The following is an 18,863-nucleotide window of genomic DNA, read 5'->3' on the forward strand; positions in this document are numbered from 1 at the left end:
TAACAGATTTAAAAAAATGGCCCATATGCATAACGGCATGTGAGCTGTTTTAAGGAAACGGCAGATGCTGTCTGAGAAAAGATAGTAACAAAAATGAAATGACGAGGAGGAGAGATATGGCAGCACAGGACAATAATTCTGCTGCAGCGGCAGTGAGTGGATTCTTTAAATCCATCGGTGGATTTTTTGCTGACTTTGGTACTGCTGTAGTGAAAGGTGATGCCTTTGTAAAGCTGTCCCTGATCTGGATGGGCGCAGGCTATGCAAAGCGTAAACAGTATGTGAAAGCAGTACTGATGACATTGCTGGAGATCGCAGTGATCGTTTTTTCAGTGAAATTTGCAATGCAGTATGTACCAAAATTCAGTACCCTTGGTACTGTAAAGATGGAAAAAGTCTTTAACATGAAAACAATGAAAAGTGAATTTAATGATTATGATAATTCCTTTACGATCCTGTTGTTTTCATTGTTCAGCTTTGTTGTATGGTTTGCGGTAGCTGTTGTGTGGTTTAAGAACGTGATCAATGCTTATACACTTCAGAAAATGGAAGAAGCGGGAAAGCATATCAATACTTTTAAAGAAGATCTCAGATCACTGACAGAAGAGAAGTTTCATATTACATTACTGACACTTCCGGTACTTGGAGTTGTGATTTTCACATTAATCCCCATCTTACTTCTGATCTTTGTAGCATTTACAAATTATGATCAGCAGCATATGCCTCCTACTGAGTTGTTCTCATGGGTAGGTTTCAGTAACTTTATCAGTTTGTTTGGCGGCGGCGGTCTTACATCTACGTTCGGATATGCATTTGTGCGGGTTCTGGGATGGACACTTGTATGGGCTTTCTTCGCAACATTTACAACTTATATCGGAGGTATCCTGCTTTCACTGCTTCTTAACAGCAAGAAGACAAGACTGTCGAAGATGTGGCGTACTTTATTTATCGTAACGATTGCAGTCCCGCAGTTTGTATCACTTCTGCTGGTGCGTAATTTCTTCTCCAATGGTGGTATCGTCAACACAATCTGTCACAGCATTGGACTGACCGGATTCTTAAGAAGCATAGGACTTGTGTCCACAAGCTATATTCCGTTTCTTTCTGCTCCGGGCTGGGCACATGTAATGATCATTCTCATTAATATCTGGATTGGTGTTCCGTATCAGATGCTGATCGCAACAGGTGTTCTGATGAACCTTCCTTCTGACCAGCTTGAGAGTGCAAGAGTAGACGGTGCAACAAACTTCCAGATATTCAGAAAGATTACAATGCCATATCTGCTCTTTGTAACAGGACCTGCTCTGATCACAGACTTTGTAAAAAATATTAATAACTTTAATGTTATTTATCTGCTCACACAGGATGTTTATACAACAACTAATCAGGCAATGGCAAGCTCACAGGCAAAAGAGGTTGACCTTCTGGTTACCTGGCTGTTCCGTCTGACTCAGGATTACTACAACTATAAGATGGCATCAGCAATCGGTATTATCGTGTTTATTATCTGTGCAGTATTCACCCTGGTTGCATTTAACAGGATGATCAAGGGAGATAAGGAGGGAACATATCAATAATGAAAAAGATGAAAGACAGTCGTACTTCTTCTATAGTATTACATAATTTATTGATCGCAGTGCTGGCATTTATCTGGCTGATCCCGATCATCTGGCTGTTATGTACTTCCTTCAGTGCATATTCAGGAATGAATACCAGTACATTTTTTCCGAAGGAATGGAGCATCAGCAATTACATGAAGCTGTTTCATTCAGATTCTGTATCTCAGTTTCCGCAGTGGTTTCTGAATACATTTATCATTGCATGCTTTACATGTGTGATTTCCACTATGTTCGTACTGATGGTTGCATATGCAACATCTGTTATGAGATTCAAGATGAGAAAACCGCTGATGAACATGGCAGTTATCCTGAATCTGTTTCCTGGTATGCTGGCAATGATTGCAGTTTACTTCACACTGAAATCTTTTAATCTGACAAACAGCTATGCCGGTTTGATCATGGTTTACTCTGCTTCTTCAGGTCTTGGTTATTTGATTGCGAAAGGATTCTTTGATACAGTTCCGAGAGCACTCTGCGAGGCTGCCAGAATTGATGGATGCAGTGAGGCAAGAATCTTCTTCCAGATGGTTCTGCCCATGAGCCGCCCGATTGTTGTTTATACAGTTATCAGCAGTTTCCTGGTGCCATGGATGGATTTCGTATATGCAAAGATGATCCTGAATGCCGGTATTTCTTCCAAATATACAGTTGCCATTGGTCTGTACAAGATGCTGGATAAGAGCCTTATCAATTCTTATTTTACTCAGTTCTGCGCAGGTGGTGTACTGGTATCCATACCGATTTCTATTCTGTTTATGATCATGCAGAAATTCTATGTGGAAGGAATTACAGGCGGTGCTGTAAAAGGTTGATATTATGAATATGACAACGGGAAGAAGAGGAATCGTCTGGAAAACTCCGGATATCACAGCTGATGGGCTGAAGATGTTTGCATGTATTACTATGCTGATCCAGACAGTTGGAATTGCCATTATTGAAAAAGGCCTGATCCATTTAGACCAGTATACTCAGGAGAGTCTGAACCAGGCGATGTCTCAGGATTCCCGTTTGATGACACTTGCGGGAGTCGGATCCATTATGCAGCTTATAGGCGGGATGGCGATTCCCGTATTTGCGTTTCTGCTGGTAGAGGGATTTCGTAATACATCGGATTATAAGAAGTATCTGATCATGATGGCTGTTACTGCACTGGTCAGTGAGATTCCATATGATCTGGCAATCTGCGGAAAAGTATGGGACTTTTCCAGTCAGAACGCAATGATCACGATGTGTATCTGCCTGATTATGCTGAAATGCTTAGATCTGTTTAAAGAAACTTCCGGATTTACAGGTGGTATGTTAAAGGTACTGATCCTGATCGCAGCTATTGTCTGGGTGAGCATTTTCCGGGCAGAGTATGGACTTTGTATTGTTCTGCTTGTGTTTGTGTTCTATGTGTTTGAGACAAGAAATGTGCTGAAAACAGTGCTGGGCTGTATTATCAGTCTGATGTATGTGACCGGACCGATTGCGTTCTATGGAATCTGGTGCTGCACTGGAGAGAGAAAGGATCACATCAATAAATATGTCTATTATGCTTTTTATCCTTTGCATTTGCTGGTGCTTGGAGTAATTGCAAACTATATCCTGTAAGAAGAATGAAATCAAATCCCGTCTGCTTTGACTGAGAAAAGTAATAAGCAGCGAGAATAGTGTGTTTTGAAATTGGATAGAGTATTAAATATGATAGTGAAAAAGAAAACGACTGAGAATAGAGAATTAAGAGGAGAACAAGTATGGACTTTAGAACGGATAAGCTGCTCCATGGAGGTGATTACAACCCGGAACAGTGGTTAAAGAGACCGGATATTCTGGAAAAAGATATTGATATGCTGGAGGAGTCTGGCTGTAATGTAGTAAGCCTTGGGATTTTTTCCTGGTCTACACTGGAACCGGAAGAAGGTGTATTTCATTTTGAATGGCTGCAGGAAATCATTGATAAGCTTTATAAAAGAGGAATTTCTACAATCTTGGCTACACCGTCAGGTGCAAGACCAAAATGGATGGCAGATAAGTATCCGGAGGTACTTCGTGTAGATGAAACGCGTCACAGAGCGTTATTTGGATTCAGACATAATCATTGTTATACTTCTCCTGTTTACAGAGAGAAGGTACATATTATTAACAAAAAGCTGGCACAGGAGGTTGCCACACATCCGGGTGTGATCCTGTGGCATATTTCCAATGAATATGGCGGAGAATGTCACTGCCCATTGTGTCAGGAAGCATTTCGTAACTGGTTGAAAGAGAAATATCAGACTATTGAAAATTTGAATGATAAGTGGTGCACCACTTTCTGGAGTCATACTTATAACAGCTTTGACCAGATCGAGAGTCCGTCTAAGATTGGTGAGACACAGCTTCATGCACTGAATCTGGACTGGAAACGATTTGTTACTCATCAGACAGCGGATTTCATTCATCATGAGATTGCAGCATTGAGAGAGGGAGGAAGCACACTTCCGACTACTGCTAATCTGATGCATTATTTTGGTGGTTTAGATTATTTTAAGATTGCAAAAGAGATTGATGTGGTTTCCTGGGATACTTATCCGACATGGCATAAAGAAGCAGTGATCGATACAGCTTATGACAATGGTATGTGCCATGATCTGATGCGTTCTCTGAAAGGAAAGCCGTTCTTCCAGATGGAATCCTGCCCGACTTCTACAAACTGGCAGAGTGTGAGCAAGTTAAAGAAACCGGGAATGCTTTTTGCACAGTCCATGCAGGCAATTGCACATGGCGGAGAAGGTGCTCTCTATTTCCAGATTCGCCAGAGCAGAGGTGCTTCTGAGAAGTTCCACGGAGCAGTGATCGATCATTACGGTGGAAATGATACAAGAGTGTTTAAAGAAGTTTCCAGAGTTGGAGAAGTTCTGAAAGAGTTAAAAGAACTGGCAGGAACAACTGTGAACAGCTCGGTTGCCATGCTTTATGACTGGGACAGCCAGTGGGCAATGGAGGACAGCCAGGGACCCAGAAATAAAGGGCTTCATTATCTGGAAGCAATGCTGAAATTCTACAGAGGTTTCCGGAAGCAGGGCGTCAATGTGGATGTGATCGATATGACCTGTGAACTGGATAAATATCAAGTACTGGCTCTTCCAATGGTTTATATGTTCAAGGAAGGTTTTGCCAAAAAGGTTCGTGCGTTCGTGGAAAACGGCGGTACACTGATCACAAGTTACTGGTCCGGAATTGCAGATGACACAGACAGGTGTTATCTGGAAGGAACACCACATGGACTGATGGATGTACTGGGAATCAGAAGCACAGAAATTGACGGCCTTTATGACTGGGAAGAAAATTCTTTTGTTCCTGTGGCTGGCAATGAACTTGGACTGGATAAGACTTATACATGTAAATATCTGTGCGACCTTGTGGAGCTTCGCGGAGCACGTACTTTAATGACCTACGGAAGTGATTTCTATGAAGGCTATTCCTGCCTGACAGTGAATGAATACGGCAAAGGTAAGGCATGGTATGTGGCAGCAGATGCTGATAAAGAATTCTATGGAGACTTCCTTGAAAAAGTGCTCAAAGACAGCGGCGTTTCCTGCGGAATCAAAGAAGAAATCCCGGATGCACTGGAGATCACAGTGAGAGAGAATGAAAATGAGAAATATTATATTTATCAGAATTTCGGAACAGAAGCTGTAAGCATTCCCGTACCGGAAGGCCAGATCAGTTGGATTTATGGCAATGGCAGCGATAAACTTAAAGTTTATGGTCTTGCAGTTGCGAAGGTTATCGTGTAAAATAAATAACGATGGATGAGGAAATCCCTTCACTTTAAGCAGAGATTGATGCTGCCTGGTGAAGGGGTTCTTTTTTACTCAGGTTTAACCGCCTGATTATGGTTAAATGGCATTTTTTGTAAATACAGAAATGTATATTCTGCCTGTTTTTCCACATAATAACCATACAACACATGATATGGAAACTGAAGGGTACAAAGACAGTAAACTTCGATAAAAGGAAAAACAGGAGGAAGAAAAGTGCATGAAAGCGACAGGAATTGTTCGGCGCATAGATGATCTGGGGCGTGTGGTCATTCCTAAGGAGATCAGAAAAACGCTGCGGATAAAAGAGGGGACACCACTGGAGATTTTTACTGACCGGGAGGGGGAGATTATTCTGAAAAAGTATTCCCCTATCGGAGAACTGAATGTTTTTGCAAAGGAATATGCAGAGGCGCTGGCGCAGTCAAGCGGGATGGTAGCGTGTATTACAGATCACGATCAGGTGGTGGCTGCTGCGGGACAGGGAAGCAGGGAATATGTGGGAAAACCTATCAGCAAAGCTCTGGAAGATGCAATTACGGAGAGAAGCTCTGTGTTTGCCAACGGAAATGACAGAAGCAGGATACCTGTGACTCAGGAACAGAGAGAACCTTTGTATTCCCAGATCATGCAGCCTATTATCAGTGCAGGAGATACAATAGGATCTGTGCTTTTACTGGGAAAGAATGAAAGGGATGTGATGGGTGAATCAGAGAAGATGCTCATCAGAACAGCAAGCGGATTTCTGGGAAGACAGATGGAACAGTAAAATTCATAGAATCTTCAGCAGCTTAGGGTAGTGTACCGACAAGTTGATTTCTCGAACAATCTTGCGTCTAAATTTTTTATTTCCGCGTTGTCGTCGGTCGCCGTAGCCACCGCTACGCCTCCTTCCTCCGCCTTGAAATAAGAAAATTTATCCTGCAAGATTGTTTCAAGAATCAACTTGTCGGCACACTAGCGGCTGAGGATTCTTTTTTGTATAATAAGAAGCAATTATGATTTTCTGGAATTGTTATAGTAATAAAATTGTTATGGCAATGAGAGTTGGAAAGGAGACATATTATATGGCTGCAATATATCTGGCACCGTTTTATCTGTTGGTATGCGTGTATATCCTGCTTCGCAGCCTGCACTGGTTTCAGGTATTGCATACGGTTTTTCAGAATGTGTGGGTGTGCAGGGGGATTGGACTTGTATATTTATTTGTAGTGTTTAGTATACTGATCGCATTTATGGCACCTGCATCAGGATTCAGGAGATTTATGAAGCTTCTGAGTAATTACTGGCTCGGTGTTTTGATGTATACACTTATGACTCTGGGAATCGCGGATGGATTGAGACTGTTACTGAAATATCCTCTTAGAAATTTTGCCTTTCCGGGGAGAGAATTGCTTTTCAGCAATATGGGAACTGCTGTTGTGGGAGCTGTCTGTGCGGTGATCATTTCAACAGTCAGTATTTACGGAGTGCTCAGTGCCGGAAATATACATACAACGAAGTACAATATTTCTGTTGATAAAAAGGCAGGAAATATGAAGGAGTTAAATGTGGTTCTGGTCGCAGATCTTCATCTGGGATATAATATTGGATGCAAGCAGATGGAGCAGATGACAGAGAAGATCAATAAGCAGAATCCGGATTTGGTGGTAGTGGCAGGAGATATTTTTGACAATGAATATGAGGCACTGGATGATCCGGAAAAACTGGCAGAGATATTGAGAGGAATTCGGTCGAAGTATGGTGTGTATGCATGTTACGGAAATCATGATATTCAGGAAAAGATCCTGGCAGGCTTCACCTTTGGCAGTAAGGAAAAGAAAGAGAGTACCCCGGAGATGGATGAGTTTCTGGAGAAAGCGGGGATTACGCTTCTGAGAGATGAGTATGTGCTCATTGATGATTCCTTTTATCTGTATGGCAGACCGGATTATGAGCGTCCCGGACGGGGGATTGATAAACGAAAGACTCCGCAGGAAATCACAGAGGGTATGGATGTGTCACTGCCAGTGTTGGTTATCGATCATGAGCCGAGAGAACTTCAGGAACTGGCGGATACAGGTGTGGACGTAGATCTCTGCGGACATACCCATGACGGACAGGTATTTCCGGGAAATATTGTGATCAGATTCTTCTGGGAAAATCCCTGTGGTTATCTGAAGAAAGGAAATATGCATAATATCGTTACATCCGGTGTAGGGCTTTTTGGACCAAATATGAGAGTTGGGACTAAAAGCGAAATTTGTGATGTCAGCATATGTTTTAACTGAATCAAGTAAGTCCCCGGCTTCAACTGCCTGTTGATTTTTGCGGTTGGAGCCGGGGACTTGTCTGTTTTGTTACTCTTAATCTGAGTTTATGCTCAGTCGAGAGCTTTCTCACTTATTTCTTCCAGAAGGTCTTTTTTCAGATCCCAGAGTTTCTGAGAAAGGTCTACATATACTTTCTGAGGATTTACGAAACGTCTGGATTCATCCCAGAGAGTATTCTGCTCTTTCTGGCAGTATTCGCGAAGCTCCATAACAGATGGAGATTCATAGACCCGTTTACCTTCTCTGATGACAGGAACGAGAAGTTCGCGTACTTCATAGGTTCCGCCGAGAACTTTTGTCTTTTTCCAGGTATCGATTGGATCAAAGAGAACCATGTTCTGGTCTGCATCAAGCTTTTCATCAGCAAGGCAGATAAGATCTGCTCTGATTTTTCCGGTTTTCTTATTATAGAGACGATATACGGTTTTATTTCCAGGGTTGGTTACTTTCTCTGTGTTTTCGGAAAGCTTGATCTTAGGTGTAAATTCGGTACTGTCTGCATCTTTGACAGCAGCAAGTTTGTATACACCGCCGAATGCAGGATTATCGTTGGCAGTGATCAGTCGTGTTCCGACACCCCAGGAATTAATCTTGGCATCCTGAGCCTTCAGGCTCTCAATGAGATATTCATCCAGATCGCTGGAAGCGGAAATAACTGCATCATCAAATCCGGCAGCAGCAAGCATCTTATATGCTTCTTTGGAAAGGTAGGCAAGATCACCACTATCGATACGGATACCGTATTTGGTAAGCGGAATACCTTCTTCACGCATTTCCTCAAATACACGAATTGCATTTGGAACACCGGATTTCAGGACATCATAGGTATCTACCAGTAAGGTGCAGGCATTGGGATAAAGTTTTGCATAGGTTTTGAATGCGGTATATTCATCTGGAAAGCTCATGATCCAGCTGTGTGCGTGAGTTCCAAGTACCGGTACATCAAACATTTTGCCTGTGAGAACACAGGAAGTACCGGCACATCCACCGATGACTGCGGCACGTGCGCCAAAGATACCTGCATCCGGTCCCTGGGCACGACGCAGACCAAATTCCATGATCGCATCACCCTTTGCAGCATAGCAGACGCGGGCTGCTTTGGTAGCAATGAGGCTCTGGTGATTGATGATATTCAGGATTGCTGTCTCTACAAGCTGAGCTTCCATGATAGGTGCTACAACTTTGACAAGCGGTTCTCTTGGGAAGACAACTGTTCCCTCAGGAATTGCATAGATATCACCTGTAAAACGGAAGTTGCTTAAATATTCAAGGAAGTCCTCTTCAAAAATATTCAGGCTTCTGAGGTATTCGATATCTTCATCTGTGAATTTAAGATTCTCAATATATTCAATCATCTGTTCCAGTCCGGCAGTGATGGCAAATGCACCTCCGCATGGATTGGTACGGTAAAACATATCGAAGATAACAGTCTGGTTCGTTGGGTTCTTAAAATAGCCCTGCATCATAGTAAGTTCATAAAGGTCTGTGAGCAGAGTAAGATTATTAGCTCTCATATATAGCTCTCCTTTTTGGTTAATAATAATATCTCATTATGAGAACAAAATTATTATTAAAATTTCCTCGTAAAAATATTTCCTGCTGTTTTAGAGTTCTGCGAAAGACATTATTATAAACAGCAATAAGTTTTTATTGATTATAGCATAATTTCACTCTGAGTACATAAAAAAAGTCCCGGAAATAGGCGGTATTTTCATGTTTTTGAAGAAAAATAAAAAAAATTAAAAAAATTTCAAAAAAGGGGTTGCATTTTCCGGAAGACTATTATATAATACCAATTGTCGCGAACGAAGTAGCGAAAACAAAACATAAAGGGCTATCGCCAAACGGTAAGGCAACGGACTCTGACTCCGTCAGTTCAAGGTTCGAATCCTTGTAGCCCTGCTAAATGAGACATCTCGGTATGAGGTGTCTTTTTTTTGTGTGACTTGAAGGAGTGTGGGTCTTTTTCCTTTTTTATTGAAAAATTTTGTAACCTATGTATAATTTTTTCGACTTATATAATAAGAAGATGATATCCTGCAGGAATAATCATATCTTATTGAAACAATAAAAGGAGAAATGCGGTGGAGGATATAAAAATTATCGAGTTGTTTTTTAACAGAGATGAAACGGCAATTCAGGAGTTAAGCAATAAGTATTCGGGTTATTGTTATAAAATTGTATGGAATCTTTTAAATAATCATGAGGATGTGGAAGAATGTTTAAATGATACGTGGCTTGCTGCGTGGGAATATATACCACCCAGGAGGCCGTCTGTATTATCTGCATATGTTGGAAAAATTGCACGAGGATTTGCAATTGATTGTTTTCGTAAAAAGCAGGCTGCGAAGCGCATGGATGGGCATGTTGCTGACGTTTGTGGTGAAATGGATGAATTAAGCTTTTCTTATGTAGTGGATGAAAAAATCGCGGAAAAAGAACTGATAAAAATCATAGAAAATTTTCTGAGAAAACTGTCAGATTCAGACAGGGATATTTTTATCAGGCGTTATTGGTATCTGGATTCCATAAAGGATATTGCGAAAAGACATGGCGTATCCCAAGGGTGTATTAAAACAAATTTATGCCGTAATCGAAAAAAACTATATCGTATTTTGAAACGTGAGGTGTTGATATGAAAAAATACTTAGACTTTTCACAAGAGTTTGGAAAGGTTGATGAAGAACTGATAGCAGAAGCAGGAAAACCATGGACAATAAAGAGAGGCGATATTTTCAGGCTGTACAGGCGAAAAATCGGTCAGGCAGCAGCAATCCTTTTGGCTTTTATCACAGTGGCTGGTAATTCGCATGTTCAGGCGGCAGTTAAAGAATTTACTACAAAAATAGGAGAGCTGATGGGATTTTCCAAAGATTTGTCTGCCTATACAGAAGTGATAAATCAGGTACAGACAAAGAGTGGGATATCATTAACAATCAACGAAGTAATTTTGGATAATTATAGTTTGATTGTATCAGTAAAACCTGACTATGAAGAAAAAAAGAAAGAATCTCTATATTTATGGATTAATGATGAAAAAACATTGATTAATGGTAAGCGATATCAGAGTTTTAGCAGCACGACAGGGCTAATGGATTTGGACTCTTATACAAAATATGAGATGGATACAGAAATGGTTCTGATGCAGGAGTATGATGGTGTGGAACTGCCAGCTGGAGAAACAGAGATACATCTTGTTTTGGATGTGGGAAGTAGCGCGCCAATTTCTGAGAAAAATCGTTCTGAGAATATTACGGAGTTTGTTTATGACTTTACTATTACAGCAGAGCAATTAAAAGAGCAGACGATACGAAAGAAAATGAATATGGAAATTTCAGGTGGAGATGGAGGTAATCTGATTTTAAAGGAACTTGCGATGAACGATTTACATTCCAGGATTACGGCACTTGGGGTGACTCCGGATGATAAATGGCTTAATGAATATGAATTGAAACTGAAAGGCACAGATAGTTTTGGCAATCCAGTGAGTTTTGAAGGTGCAGGATTTGGACCGGAAAATGAATTGAGGTTCGAAACCAGTGTTTTTGGTGACTATGAAGAAGGCGATGTAGTTGATGAGGATAACTTCCAGATGTCGCTGCCAGACAAAAACTGTCAATATCTCGATTTACAATTGTATCAGAGAAAAATCCGGTGGGATTTACAATCAGCAGAACAACTGGATGATGAATATTATGTACAGGAAAAAACTGATTCTGACGAGATATATTCAAAAGAAAATAATTATGGATGGGAACCGGTTGGGGAGAAGTTTCGAATCCAAATAGATGAAGATTTAGATATTGCTGATAAAATTATTGGTGGTGCTGGTGAACCAACATATATAGATCTTAAGTAACCATTCAGCAGTCTATTATTTTGCAAGGATGCTGAACAGTTACTAAAAGATAGGTAGTGTAAAATAGTTTGTATTTTTTATGGCAGTTGCAAAGGAACAAATTCGACAGATCATCTCAGAAAACAACAGTAATAGCGTTGCAGATATATACACGCTTCTGAAAGAAAGTTTCAAGGATATCTTGCAGGAGCTGATATTGGATCACATAAAAATTCAGCAAATATTTTTGTCACAGGTGAAACTATGGAAAAAATGGGGATTTTTAGTTGTAAGGAGCTTATCTGGTAATTGAGAAAAGTATATCCATGGTAAAAAATCGAAATAAAGAATCTGATGAAGAAAACAACTATGTATCTCTGGAAGGTAGCACTAAGAATCAAAAGGCAAGAACGATAGAACTGAATAAAGAAGCAAAATATATCTTACAGAAAATAAAATACAGTCGGGACAGCAGTCTGCCAGATGAATTTATAGTGACCACAAAAACGGGAAAGATTAATACAGCTTCTAATTTAGAACACCGCATGAAAGTTATTATGAAAAATGCAGAGTTACAAAAGGTGGATTGCATATTTTCAGAAAAACATTTGCAACCAGAATGTATGAAAGTGGTGCATGAGTAGAGGAGATAGCTGCCTATATTGGTGATCTTGAGTCAACAACTCAAAAATATTATATTGCTATCCGTAAAAAGGTAGTTTCAAATGGAGAGGTACGACAGGTTGTTAAACTTCCCGGAATAAAAGAAGAGACAACTGTAGCGTAAAAGATTTGCTCAGCATAGGAGCTTTTGTCGAAATGTTTTTTCGAGGGAAACTTGCTGAAAATAGATGCTTGTGGTAACATAAAAATAGAAGAAGTAGAAGACATGCTTGCGGGAGATGATGATTATGGAACGGCAAACAGATATAGCCAGACAATAGAACTGGCGGCAGACAGAGCACGATATGATGAATGTGCGAAAAAATTGCTGACGTATAAAGCAGTTATTGCCTGGATTTTGAAGTCTTGTACAAAAGAGTTTTCGCAGTATAGCGTAAAATTTATCTGCGATAATTGTCTGAATGAAAATGTGGAGTTATCGGAACATGCAGTCCATCAGGATCAGCTGAATCGTGATGAAAGACTAAATGGCGATAAACGTTTGGATGGTTTAAACACAGAGGCAAATGCTGTCAAAGACCAGACAGTGTATTATGATATTCGTTTTAAAGCAACCCTGCCAGAGAGCAAAGAGCCGGTACAGCTTATTATAAATCTGGAGATTCAGTTAAATGATACACCGGGATATCCACTGGTAACAAGAGGTTTCTACTATTGTGCCAGAATGATTTCAGAGCAGTATGGAACGGTCTTTACAGATGAACATTATGAGAAGATACAGAAGGTATATAGTATCTGGATATGTCCTGATCCGGCGAAGAAAAGGAAGAATGGAATATTCAGATATCATACCGTTGAAGATTCTGTTCGTGGTAACTCGTTTGTGAAATCAGAAGCATATGACCTTATGGAAGTTGTCATACTTAATCTTGGTGATGCGGATGAAAGCAGTGATCTGGAAATTCTGGATTTGTTAAATGTGCTGTTTTCAACAACTGCAACACCAGAAGAAAAGAAGAAACGTTTAAATGATGAGTTTGATATTGCAATGACAGCAGAGTTTGAAAGTGAGGTGCGTGATATGTGTAATTTAAGTAAAGCACTTGTTGAGCAGGGCATTGAACAAGGCATTGAACGGGGAATCGAACAAGGTATTGGAAAAGGAATCGAACAGAAAAATTTATCATTGGCAAAAATGATGATTGAAGGTAACGAACCAATAGATAAGATTGCGAAATATACAGGATATGATTGTTTCCTATTAGGAACGCTGTAAATACAAGGCTTTTCGGAGCCTACGAACCACAAAAAATAATATTTGATCTATCACATTACACAAAAAGCCGTCCGGCGTTCAAATCGGGCGGCTTTTTTGCGTGGATAGACCGGAAGGAGGCGGAAAAATAATTACAGAAATTTAGCCCGCAAAATTGTGCAACTTTCACGAAAAGGAGGATAGTGAATGGCAGATGAAAAATTGAACACAGGCCCCGGTGAGGAGAAGCTCCCGGAGGCTCCCGCTCCTGTTACGGTTGACGAGCCCCAGGCTCCGGCTCCCGAACAAACTGCCGCTCCCACACCCCAGCAGGAGGGGCCTGCCCAGCCCGAGCCCGGTGATGTGGTGGTGTCCTTTGACAAAATCAATGAGCTGATGAATGAAAAGCGGCAGACAGCCCGGGCCGAGGTAGAAAAAGAGGAGTCGGCAAAAGAGCCGAAGGAGAAAACGCAGGAGGAACCTCCCACCGCTGGGGATGATGAACCTAAAAAGGCCCGTCGGGGCCGTCCCCCAAAAGAGGAAAAAGCGGAGCCTGCTGGCAAGGAGGCGGCGAAGCCCCGCAAGGGCCGCCCACCCAAGGCGGATAAGGCGGCCCCCGGCGAGGCCACGCCGACTAAGCGAGACAAATTGTCCCGAAGTGGGAAAAAGGCTGCGGAGGTTAAAGCTGCCCCGGAACCCGAAAAGGCCCCACCCGAAAATGCGGCTCCGGCCCCGGAACAGGCTCCGCCTGAGCCAGCCGCTCCGCCCCGTCCTGTGGAGGAAGGAAAGCTGGTCTATCTGAAGCTTTCCGAAATGCATCCGTTCCACACATTCCGCCCCCACCCGTTTAAGGTGCGGGACGATGCCAAAATGCAGGAAACGGTAGCGTCCATCAAGGCAAACGGCGTAATGGTTCCCGGTCTTGCCCGCCCGGAAAAGGATGGCAAGGGTTATGAAATTGTGGCAGGCCATCGCCGCCATCATGGTTGTGAGCTGGCCGGGCTGGAGGAAATGCCCTTTATCGTCCGGGAAATGACTGACCACGAGGCGGTACAGGCCATGAAGGACAGCAACAAGCAGAGGGATCAGACGCTCCCCAGCGAACTGGCCGCCCTGTTGGAACTGGAAGTGGAGGACATCAAGCACCAGGGCGGGCGGCTGAAAAATGTGGCCGAGGGCGATATTGGAAAACGCTCCGTTGAGATCGTGGGCGAGGCGCACGACATGAACTATAAAAAGGTCATGCGTTATCTGCGGCTGAACTCCCTTGTGCCGGAACTGCTGGACAAGGTGGACGATAAAAAAATGGGCTTTATGCCCGCTGTGGAGATTTCCTATATCCGCCCCAAAAACCAGCGGCTGATCGCTGTTTCCATTGACGGAGAACAGGCATCCCCCTCTCTGGCCCAGGCGAAAAAGCTCCGGGAGCTGGACAAGGACGGGAAACTCAATGGTGATGTCATTGATGGCATCTTATCAGAAAAGAAAAAGGAGGATCGAGGCGTGATTATTTCTACCGCTGAACTGGAAAAGTATTTTGGCAAGGAAGCCACTCCCGCCAAAATGAAGGAGCAGATCATGACTTTGCTGGACGAGTGGAAAGAGAAACAGCCGCCCGAACTGGCGAAGGCTCCGAAAAAGATGGAGCAGGACAAGTAACCACTTCGAGACATTTTGTCCCGAGGGCCCTGCCCTCCGCATCATGGCTCTGGTGGTATATATCCCCCGTCGCCGCCTGTTTTTTCGTACAGCCGGGAGCGGGCTGTCAAGGGTGCATCGCACCGCCGTTTTACGGCGGCCTGCCCTTGACGGTCTGCCCCGGCTGTGCTATTTCCCCGGCAAGCGGCGGGGGTATATCCTCCAGAGCCGCCCCCTTTCCCATGATTGGGAAAGGGCGGGGGGATTGGGTTGAACTTTCTTATTAAAATATCGGAGGTATTGACTATGAAGCGTCCCCTTGCATACATTACCGCCGCATGGTTGAGCGGCGACAGTGAAAACGCAGAACAGGCCGCCCGCTACTGCCGGGCGGTTTATGAGGCAGGCTTTTCCCCAATCTGCCCGCCCCTTTATCTGCCCCTGTTTCTCAATGACGCAGTACCCGAGGAGCATAAAAGCGGCATCGACATGGGCCGTGACCTGCTCCGCCGCTCCCATGTGCTGGTGGTCTGCGGCCACACCATGACCGAGGCCATGAAAAATGATATTGCCGTGGCCCAGCGGCTGGGAATTACCGCCACCACCCTTGAGGGCATCCTGACCGTCAAGGGACAGGGCAAACGCTGATGGAGTCTGTTTTTGAGGCTTTCATTTCAAATCCTGCCCTTTACAGTGCGGGGCATCTGGTGGGGGAAACGCTGCATTTCCCCACCAACACGGAGGAGGTGCAGTCCCTCTTAAAGCGGATCGGCGTGGACGGGGTGCGCTGCCAGGAATACTTTATTATCTCCTTTGACAGCGACATTCTCGGCCTTTATGACTATCTGGGCGAGTATGAAAACATTGACGAGCTCAACCACCTGGCCCATCTGCTGAAGGAGCTCTCCCCATCAGAACGGGAAACGCTGGAGGCGGTTATGGACAGCGACCAGCATTGTGGCTCGGTGCAGGACTTGATCAACCTTACGCAAAATCTGGACTGCTACGACCTGCATCCCGGTGTGGACAATGAGGAAATGCTGGGCCGCCTTTATGTGGAGGATATGGAAAGTCTCGAAGTGCCGGACAATATAAAACCCTACTTTGACTTTGAAGCATACGGGCGGGACATTTCCATCAACGAAAACGGACACTTTGCACCGGGCGGCTATGTGACGAAGGTGAGTGACGATTTCCGGGAGGTCTACCACGGCCCCCAGGACATCCCCGCTGAACACAGGGTTTTTGCTTACCCTCAGCTTTCGATCCGGGAGCAGATGGCCGCTTATCAAGAAATTATTGACGGTTCCTCAAAGGAGGGGTTCCGGCGGCTGGCTGAAAAACACCATGAGGAACGGTAACTGGACTTCGAGACAATTTGTCCCAAGGCGAAAGGAGGCGGTGTAACTGATTGATGAAGAAATTTCCCGGAGCTCCATAGCGATTTCTGTCCGGGCCAGCAAGCTGACAGCCCGGGGGCTGGCCTATGTGCTCCGGGCGGCTGGCCGCCAGATCGCCAAACGGCATAAGAAAGCCCAAAGGCCCCACGGCAGGCAGAGCGTGAAAAAGCTCATGGCCCACGGCGAAAATGTGAACAGCATCGAGGTGGAGGCCCCGAAGCTCTTTGACCGCATGGCCCGCCGTTTCAATGTGGACTATGCTTTTTACAAAACCGGGCCGGACAAATACCTGCTGTTTTTCAAGGCAGGACAGGCGGATGCAATTACCGCCTGTTTTGAGCGGTACTCCCGCAGGCTGTTGGAACAGTCAAAATCCAGCCGCATCCCCATCCGGGAACAACTCAAAAAAGCGGCGGAACAGCTTGTAAAGGAACCGCCCAAAACACAGGAACGGACAAAGGAGGTGGTTCGTGAAGAACGATAGCATCAAAAAATACCTTATTCCCAACATCCCGTATCTGTTTGTCCTGTGGGCCTTTCTCAAGCTGGGGACGGCCTACCGTCTGGCGGCGGGTGCGGATTTTGCTCATAAGCTCATGGGGCTGGGCCAGACCATTGGCCCGGCCTTTGCCGACTTTGCCCCGGGGCTTGCTCCCTTTGACTGGCTCGTTGGCATTGTGGGGGCTGTGGCGTTCCGGGTAATGGTCTATGTGAAAAGCAAAAACGCTAAAAAATTTCGGCGGGATGAGGAGTATGGATCAGCCCGTTGGGGCTGTCCGAAAGATATAGCCCCTTTCGTAGATCCAAAGTTTGAAAACAACATCATTCTGACCGGGACGGAGTTCCTTACCATGAATACCCGTCCGAAAAATCCAGCCAACGCCCGCAACCTCAATGCCTGTGTGATCGGTTCGTCCGGCTCCGGCAAAACCAGGTTCTGGCTTACCCCGCAGATTTTGCAGGCCAGCGCAGACAAAAACGGCGGATGCAGCTATGTGTGTGTCGATCCCAAAGGAGGCGTTCTCGGGCAGGTGGGCCACTTCCTGCAAAAGCGTGGGTATCGGATCAAGGTGTTCAATTCCATTGATTTCACAAAATCCATGCACTATAACCCGCTGGCGTACATCCGTAACGAGGCCGACATCCTTAAATTTGTGGACGCTCTCATTTCCAACACAAAAGGCGAAGGCAAGGAAGGCGATCCATTCTGGACAAAATCGGAAACCCTGCTTTACTGCGCCCTCATCGCCTATATCATTTTTGAGGGTCCCGCCGAGGATCGGAACATGAACACCTTGGTTGACATGATTTCCGGGATGGAGGTCAAGGAGGATGACGAGGATTTTATGAACGCCGTGGACTATATGTTTGCGGGCCTGGAAAAACGAAAGCCGGATTGCTTTGCGGTCAAGCAGTATAAAAAGTACAAACTGGCCAGCGGCAAAACAGCAAAGTCGATCCTTATTTCCTGCGGTGCAAGGCTGGCTCCCTTTGACATCCCCCAGCTTAGGGAGGTCATGGCCTATGACGAGCTGGAGCTTGACCGCATCGGGGATCGAAAAACGGCGGTGTTCTTTATCATCTCGGACACTACGCAAACCTATAATTTCCTTGTGGCTCTGGCCTTTTCGCAGATGTTCAATCTGCTGTGCGAGAGGGCCGACAATGTTCACGGAGGCCGCCTGCCCCATCATGTACGGGTGCTGTGGGACGAGGCCGCCAACACAGGGCAGGTTCCCCAGCTTGAAAAGATCGTGGCTGTCATCCGTTCCCGTGAGATCAGCTTGACGCTGTTCTATCAGCAGTTGGCTCAGTGTAAGGCGATTTACGATAAACACGCCGAAACCATTTTGGGAAATATGGACAGCGTGATATTCCTCGGGGGCCGGGAGGCCAGCACCATCAAGGAAATATCCGAGAACTGGCTGGGTAAGGCTACAATCTCCATGCAGACGGACAGCCGCTCCCGTGGTCAGTCGGAAAGCTACAGTCAAAATAACCAGCGGCTGGGCCGGGAATTGATGACACCCAGCGAGTTGGCAACCATGCCCGGGGATAAGTGCATTTTACAGCTTCGGGGCCTGCCCCCGTTCTATTCCCCGAAATACGATTTGAAAAAGCACCCGAACTACCGATATACGGCTGAAGCCGACAAAAAGAAAAACACCTTTGACCTTGACCGGCTTATCAACCGCCGCAGGCGGCCCAGGCCGGACGAGCTGTGTGAGGTGTATGCCGTGGCTGTGCCGGATGATGGGCTCACAAGCGAGGACGAGGACATCCTCAATTATGATGACATCGACGATCCGGACGCCTTTGCATAAATAGGGCTTTGGGACAAAGTGTCCCGAAGTATGTAACCTGCCGCCAGAAATGGCGGTTTTTTTCATGG

General features: G+C 44.6%; 16 protein-coding genes and 1 tRNA gene. 16 read left to right on the plus strand and 1 reads right to left on the minus strand.

Features of this window, described 5'->3' with window-relative positions; translation table 11 throughout:
* The first annotated feature begins 116 nt into the window (after positions 1-116).
* The 6 genes from ACESZG_RS12290 (at position 117) to ACESZG_RS12315 (ending at position 7,674) form a co-directional block, all read left to right on the plus strand.
* Positions 117-1,577 carry a carbohydrate ABC transporter permease gene (locus tag ACESZG_RS12290; protein WP_195284572.1) on the plus strand — a complete coding sequence of 487 codons (1,461 nt, stop codon included), beginning with the start codon at positions 117-119 and terminating at the stop codon, positions 1,575-1,577.
* Complete coding sequence (locus ACESZG_RS12295; RefSeq protein ID WP_025578978.1) at positions 1,577-2,431, plus strand: sugar ABC transporter permease; 855 nt, start codon at positions 1,577-1,579, stop codon at positions 2,429-2,431. The genes ACESZG_RS12290 and ACESZG_RS12295 overlap by 1 nt, the downstream gene beginning before the upstream one ends.
* Before the next feature lie 4 nt (positions 2,432-2,435).
* The gene (locus tag ACESZG_RS12300) at positions 2,436-3,212 is read left to right on the plus strand and encodes a TraX family protein (protein WP_243259929.1); all 777 of its coding nucleotides are present in this window, start codon (positions 2,436-2,438) and stop codon (positions 3,210-3,212) included.
* A 143-nt stretch (positions 3,213-3,355) separates the two neighbouring features.
* Entirely contained in the window at positions 3,356-5,380 is a 2,025-nt protein-coding gene (locus ACESZG_RS12305; RefSeq protein ID WP_195284573.1) for a beta-galactosidase, read from the plus strand.
* Between the two features lie 244 nt (positions 5,381-5,624).
* Complete coding sequence (gene spoVT / locus ACESZG_RS12310) at positions 5,625-6,173, plus strand: stage V sporulation protein T (RefSeq protein ID WP_118617053.1); 549 nt, start codon at positions 5,625-5,627, stop codon at positions 6,171-6,173.
* 298 nt (positions 6,174-6,471) lie between these two features.
* Positions 6,472-7,674 carry a metallophosphoesterase gene (locus ACESZG_RS12315; protein WP_195284574.1) on the plus strand — a complete coding sequence of 401 codons (1,203 nt, stop codon included), beginning with the start codon at positions 6,472-6,474 and terminating at the stop codon, positions 7,672-7,674.
* Positions 7,675-7,766: 92 nt separating this feature from the next.
* On the opposite strand, the gene ACESZG_RS12320 is transcribed toward ACESZG_RS12315, so the two are convergent.
* Positions 7,767-9,230, minus strand: a complete 1,464-nt coding sequence (locus ACESZG_RS12320) for a nicotinate phosphoribosyltransferase (RefSeq protein WP_118330674.1) — start codon at positions 9,228-9,230, stop codon at positions 7,767-7,769.
* A 316-nt stretch (positions 9,231-9,546) separates the two neighbouring features.
* On the opposite strand from ACESZG_RS12320, the gene ACESZG_RS12325 reads away from it, so the two are divergent.
* The 10 genes from ACESZG_RS12325 to ACESZG_RS12370 all read left to right on the plus strand — a co-directional run bounded on the left by ACESZG_RS12325 (position 9,547) and on the right by ACESZG_RS12370 (position 18,795).
* A tRNA-Gln gene (locus ACESZG_RS12325) sits at positions 9,547-9,618 on the plus strand.
* Positions 9,619-9,800: 182 nt separating this feature from the next.
* Positions 9,801-10,355, plus strand: coding sequence for an RNA polymerase sigma factor (locus tag ACESZG_RS12330; protein WP_025578994.1), 555 nt, complete (start codon positions 9,801-9,803; stop codon positions 10,353-10,355).
* Complete coding sequence (locus ACESZG_RS12335) at positions 10,352-11,575, plus strand: DUF4179 domain-containing protein (protein ID WP_118569756.1); 1,224 nt, start codon at positions 10,352-10,354, stop codon at positions 11,573-11,575. Before ACESZG_RS12330 ends, ACESZG_RS12335 begins: the two co-directional genes overlap by 4 nt.
* Positions 11,576-11,880: 305 nt before the next feature.
* A complete protein-coding gene (locus ACESZG_RS12340) occupies positions 11,881-12,198 on the plus strand; it encodes a hypothetical protein (RefSeq protein ID WP_195284575.1) in 318 nt (105 codons plus the stop codon).
* A gap of 194 nt (positions 12,199-12,392) precedes the next feature.
* Positions 12,393-13,454: a PD-(D/E)XK nuclease family transposase gene (locus ACESZG_RS12345; RefSeq protein ID WP_373218423.1), complete on the plus strand. Its 1,062-nt coding sequence runs from the start codon at positions 12,393-12,395 to the stop codon at positions 13,452-13,454.
* 186 nt (positions 13,455-13,640) lie between these two features.
* Positions 13,641-15,092, plus strand: a complete 1,452-nt coding sequence (locus ACESZG_RS12350) for a ParB/RepB/Spo0J family partition protein (protein ID WP_373218425.1) — start codon at positions 13,641-13,643, stop codon at positions 15,090-15,092.
* Between the two features lie 285 nt (positions 15,093-15,377).
* Complete coding sequence (locus ACESZG_RS12355; protein ID WP_014080816.1) at positions 15,378-15,719, plus strand: hypothetical protein; 342 nt, start codon at positions 15,378-15,380, stop codon at positions 15,717-15,719.
* The gene (locus ACESZG_RS12360) at positions 15,719-16,432 is read left to right on the plus strand and encodes an antirestriction protein ArdA (RefSeq protein WP_373218427.1); all 714 of its coding nucleotides are present in this window, start codon (positions 15,719-15,721) and stop codon (positions 16,430-16,432) included. Before ACESZG_RS12355 ends, ACESZG_RS12360 begins: the two co-directional genes overlap by 1 nt.
* A 49-nt stretch (positions 16,433-16,481) precedes the next feature.
* Entirely contained in the window at positions 16,482-16,955 is a 474-nt protein-coding gene (locus ACESZG_RS12365) for a PcfB family protein (protein WP_334290590.1), read from the plus strand.
* Positions 16,942-18,795 (plus strand): VirD4-like conjugal transfer protein, CD1115 family, encoded by a 1,854-nt coding sequence (locus ACESZG_RS12370; RefSeq protein ID WP_373218429.1) that lies wholly within the window; start codon positions 16,942-16,944, stop codon positions 18,793-18,795. Before ACESZG_RS12365 ends, ACESZG_RS12370 begins: the two co-directional genes overlap by 14 nt.
* The last annotated feature ends 68 nt before the right edge of the window (positions 18,796-18,863 follow it).

It is taken from the genome of Blautia sp. Marseille-P2398, from assembly GCF_964240315.1.
Lineage (GTDB): Bacteria > Bacillota > Clostridia > Lachnospirales > Lachnospiraceae > Blautia_A > Blautia_A wexlerae.

What these genes read in the sequence shown, in the direction of transcription:
- ACESZG_RS12305 (WP_195284573.1), top strand. Translation starts at nt 3,356, where the DNA reads ATGGACTTTAGAACGGATAAGCTGCTCCATGGAGGTGATTACAACCCG.
- ACESZG_RS12320 (WP_118330674.1), bottom strand. Translation starts at nt 9,230, where the DNA reads ATGAGAGCTAATAATCTTACTCTGCTCACAGACCTTTATGAACTTACT.
- ACESZG_RS12290 (WP_195284572.1), top strand. Translation starts at nt 117, where the DNA reads ATGGCAGCACAGGACAATAATTCTGCTGCAGCGGCAGTGAGTGGATTC.
- ACESZG_RS12360 (WP_373218427.1), top strand. Translation starts at nt 15,719, where the DNA reads ATGGAGTCTGTTTTTGAGGCTTTCATTTCAAATCCTGCCCTTTACAGT.
- ACESZG_RS12295 (WP_025578978.1), top strand. Translation starts at nt 1,577, where the DNA reads ATGAAAAAGATGAAAGACAGTCGTACTTCTTCTATAGTATTACATAAT.
- ACESZG_RS12340 (WP_195284575.1), top strand. Translation starts at nt 11,881, where the DNA reads ATGGTAAAAAATCGAAATAAAGAATCTGATGAAGAAAACAACTATGTA.
- ACESZG_RS12335 (WP_118569756.1), top strand. Translation starts at nt 10,352, where the DNA reads ATGAAAAAATACTTAGACTTTTCACAAGAGTTTGGAAAGGTTGATGAA.
- ACESZG_RS12355 (WP_014080816.1), top strand. Translation starts at nt 15,378, where the DNA reads ATGAAGCGTCCCCTTGCATACATTACCGCCGCATGGTTGAGCGGCGAC.
- ACESZG_RS12315 (WP_195284574.1), top strand. Translation starts at nt 6,472, where the DNA reads ATGGCTGCAATATATCTGGCACCGTTTTATCTGTTGGTATGCGTGTAT.
- ACESZG_RS12350 (WP_373218425.1), top strand. Translation starts at nt 13,641, where the DNA reads ATGGCAGATGAAAAATTGAACACAGGCCCCGGTGAGGAGAAGCTCCCG.
- ACESZG_RS12300 (WP_243259929.1), top strand. Translation starts at nt 2,436, where the DNA reads ATGAATATGACAACGGGAAGAAGAGGAATCGTCTGGAAAACTCCGGAT.
- spoVT (WP_118617053.1), top strand. Translation starts at nt 5,625, where the DNA reads ATGAAAGCGACAGGAATTGTTCGGCGCATAGATGATCTGGGGCGTGTG.